We start from the raw sequence: 2780 nt of genomic DNA on the forward strand, positions 1-2780 counted from the left end.
CCCAGGTTCATGGCCGCATAGTGCGAAGGTTCGGTGGGTACCTCGTCGGAAAAGCCGCCCACCACAGCGCCGAGCTGGCTCAGCCATGCGGCCATCCAGGAGCCTTTGAAGCCCGTATGCCCGGTTACGAAAACCCGGCGTCCCTTATATGCATTGGCAAACATATGTGTTCCTCACAATAATTTCTTGCTGCATCCGCGCGCAGCCGCGCATATGCAGCGCAGGACAGGCCGGGTGCGGGGGCCTGCACAGCCCGGTGGGCCATGCAGGCAGCGCCGCTTGCACGTCAAGAGGGTTTATACCCAGAACGCGCGGCCGGAATCCCACATTTCGTTGAGTTTTATGGAGTCGCGCAGGGTATCCATGCACTGCCACTGGCCGGGATGCGGATACATGGAAAGTTGCCCTTCTTCCGCCAGCCGCTGCATGGGTTCCTTTTCAAGGTCGCAGCTTTCATCTTCGCTGAGGTAATCCAGAAACTCGCGCTTGAAAACAAAGAAACCGCAGTTGATGTATTCATCCAGCACGGGTTTTTCTTCCCAGGACAGTATCTTGCCCTGATCATCGGTGCGCACCGTGCCGAAGCGGGAGGGCATGCGCACGCCTGTGAATGTTCCGATGCTGCCGGACTGCTTGTGAAATTCGATCAGCTTGCTCAGGTCAATGTCCGCCACGCCGTCGCCATAAGTGACCATGAAATGGTCGGTGTCAATATACTTCGCCACGCGCTTGAGGCGTCCGCCCTTGAGGGTTTCTTCGCCGGTATCGCACAGGGTGACGCGCCAGTCTTCTATATGGCTGGGATATGTGGTGATGGTCCCGCTCTTCAGGTCCACGGTAAAATCCGTGTTGCGGATGTTATAGTCGTGGAAGTATTGCTTTATGACCTGGCCCTTGTAGCCCAGGGGCAGCACAAAATCCTTGAAGCCGAAACGCGCGTAGATGGACATGATGTGCCACAGCACGGGCCGCCCGCCAATCTCAACCATAGGTTTGGGTTTGACCGAGGTTTCTTCGCGCAGGCGCGTTCCCTTGCCGCCACACATAATAATGACTTTCATGTAAGTGCCTCCTGACGCCGCGCCTCAGGCCCAATGCCGTGCGCCGCGTGTGGCCCATGTGTAGCAGAACGCCGTGAGGAAAAAAAGCCCCGCCGCCCCGGCTTCCCTTTGCATCGGCGCGTGTGAAGGGGTATAAGAAATTACAGCGCTTGTACGCATGTCTCGCCTTTACCAAGAGGTATATATGAAAAAAGACAAAGGTTCCTTCCGTTTTCTACCGCTGATTCTGATCATGGCCGGTCTGTTGGCTGCCTGCATTACGTCCGGCCCGCAGAAAACTTTGAAAGATATGGCAGAAGCCCTGAAAAAAAATGACAGTGCAACCTTTCTGGCCCAGGTTGACCTTAAAAGCTTTGCGGCCAATGAAGTGAAAAACATGACCCGTGAAGACGCCCCACTGGGGCTGTTGGACAATCTGGGACGTTCGCTGGGCATCGGCGGCATGGACCAGTTGATCGGCAGCATAGTGGATATGGAGGCACGCCTTCAGGGCCATTTCAACCGTGGCGTAAGCACCGGGGAGATGGTGGCCCAGTGCCGCGAGGCGCAGACGCCTGATTGCCCCTGGGTTCCGGAAAGCCTGAGTTCTGCCAAGGTGACGGAAATCGGCCCTAATGCCGCCGTGGCCCAGGTGACAACGCCTGCCCGCATGACAAGCTGGCTTGCGCTGCGCAAGGTTGGCGAAAAATGGCTGGTGGTGGGGCAGGCTGTTATGGAAAGCACGGCCCGGCAGTATGCTGCCGATCCCGCCTCTGGCGGTGCGGCGCCGGGAAAGCCCGCCCCCCAGAAGCCCGCAACCCCCAAGCCCGCACCTGAAAAAACTGCTCCGGGTCAGGACAACAGGGCTGGAAACAACCAGGGCGTAAGCAGGCTCTAGAGCAATTTAACTTTTAAATTGCTCGGACGGCTGCGTAAGCAGTCGCCCGCCGCAAAGATGCAAGCGCAGCTTCAGCCGTTGCCCGAAAGGCTTGCGGAGTCCTGTTCCCCGCTGATACGTATCAAGCGCATGCCGGTGGTGCAATCCCCGGCATGCGCTGTTTTTTCGAGCATTTTCACTTTGAGATTGCCCTAATTCAGGCTGGGGGATATTTCGGTCACGATAGTGGCGGCCTGATGCAGCAGGCGCATTTCAAGCTGTTCGAGCAGTGCCTTGCAGCCTTCGCCGGTTTTGGCGGCCACGGGCAGGGCATGGGGAAAAGCGTCGGCCAGTTCGGCCCGTGCGGGAACCTCAAGCTGATCCCATTTGTTCAGGATGAGCAGGCGGGGCATGCGATCAAGCTCCATTTCGGACAGAATGGTTTCAACGGCGCTGATCTGCTGCAAAAGGTCCGGGTGAGAGGCATCGGCCACGTGCAAAAGCAGGTGGGCTGCTTCCAGTTCTTCGAGGGTGGCGCGAAAAGCGTCCATCAGTTCTTTGGGCAGATTGCGGATAAAACCCACGGTGTCCGCCAGAATAAGCTCTTTTTCGGCGGGAAAGCGCAAACGCCGCGTGGTGGGATCAAGCGTGGCAAAAAGCTTGTTTTCCACCAGCACTTCAGAGCGGGTGAGCGTGTTGAGCAGGGTGGATTTGCCCGCATTGGTATAGCCCACCAGCGCGGCCAGGGGAATGCCCTGACGTGAGCGGCGGTCACGGGTGAAGGCGCGCTGACGGCGCAAACGCTCAAGGTCTTTGCGGATGCGGGCCATGCGTTCGCGTATCTTGCGACGGTCGGTCTCGAG

3 protein-coding genes and 1 pseudogene are annotated in these 2780 nt (G+C 58.1%); 1 reads left to right on the forward strand and 3 read right to left on the reverse strand.

Going from position 1 to position 2780, the window contains the following annotated elements; all coding sequences use genetic code 11:
• Together V6C07_RS08285 and rfbF are read right to left on the reverse strand one after the other, a co-directional pair.
• Positions 1 to 164 (reverse strand): annotated as a pseudogene (locus V6C07_RS08285) (CDP-glucose 4,6-dehydratase); the annotation flags it as partial.
• 132 nt (positions 165 to 296) lie between these two features.
• Positions 297 to 1061: a glucose-1-phosphate cytidylyltransferase gene (gene rfbF / locus V6C07_RS08290; protein ID WP_333535918.1), complete on the reverse strand. Its 765-nt coding sequence runs from the start codon at positions 1059 to 1061 to the stop codon at positions 297 to 299.
• 184 nt (positions 1062 to 1245) lie between these two features.
• Between rfbF and V6C07_RS08295 the strand changes: the two genes are divergently transcribed.
• Positions 1246 to 1938 (forward strand): hypothetical protein, encoded by a 693-nt coding sequence (locus V6C07_RS08295; protein WP_333535920.1) that lies wholly within the window; start codon positions 1246 to 1248, stop codon positions 1936 to 1938.
• 191 nt (positions 1939 to 2129) lie between these two features.
• Here the strand turns inward: V6C07_RS08295 and hflX are convergent.
• A partial coding sequence (gene hflX, locus V6C07_RS08300; protein ID WP_333535922.1) for a GTPase HflX occupies positions 2130 to 2780 on the reverse strand: 651 nt, incomplete at its 5' end.

The sequence above is a fragment of the Desulfovibrio sp. 1214_IL3152 genome, assembly GCF_036763055.1.
GTDB lineage: Bacteria > Desulfobacterota > Desulfovibrionia > Desulfovibrionales > Desulfovibrionaceae > Desulfovibrio.

Excerpts from the sequence above, each read along its gene's own strand:
- rfbF (WP_333535918.1), bottom strand. The coding sequence starts at position 1,061 with ATGAAAGTCATTATTATGTGTGGCGGCAAGGGAACGCGCCTGCGCGAA.
- V6C07_RS08295 (WP_333535920.1), top strand. The coding sequence starts at position 1,246 with ATGAAAAAAGACAAAGGTTCCTTCCGTTTTCTACCGCTGATTCTGATC.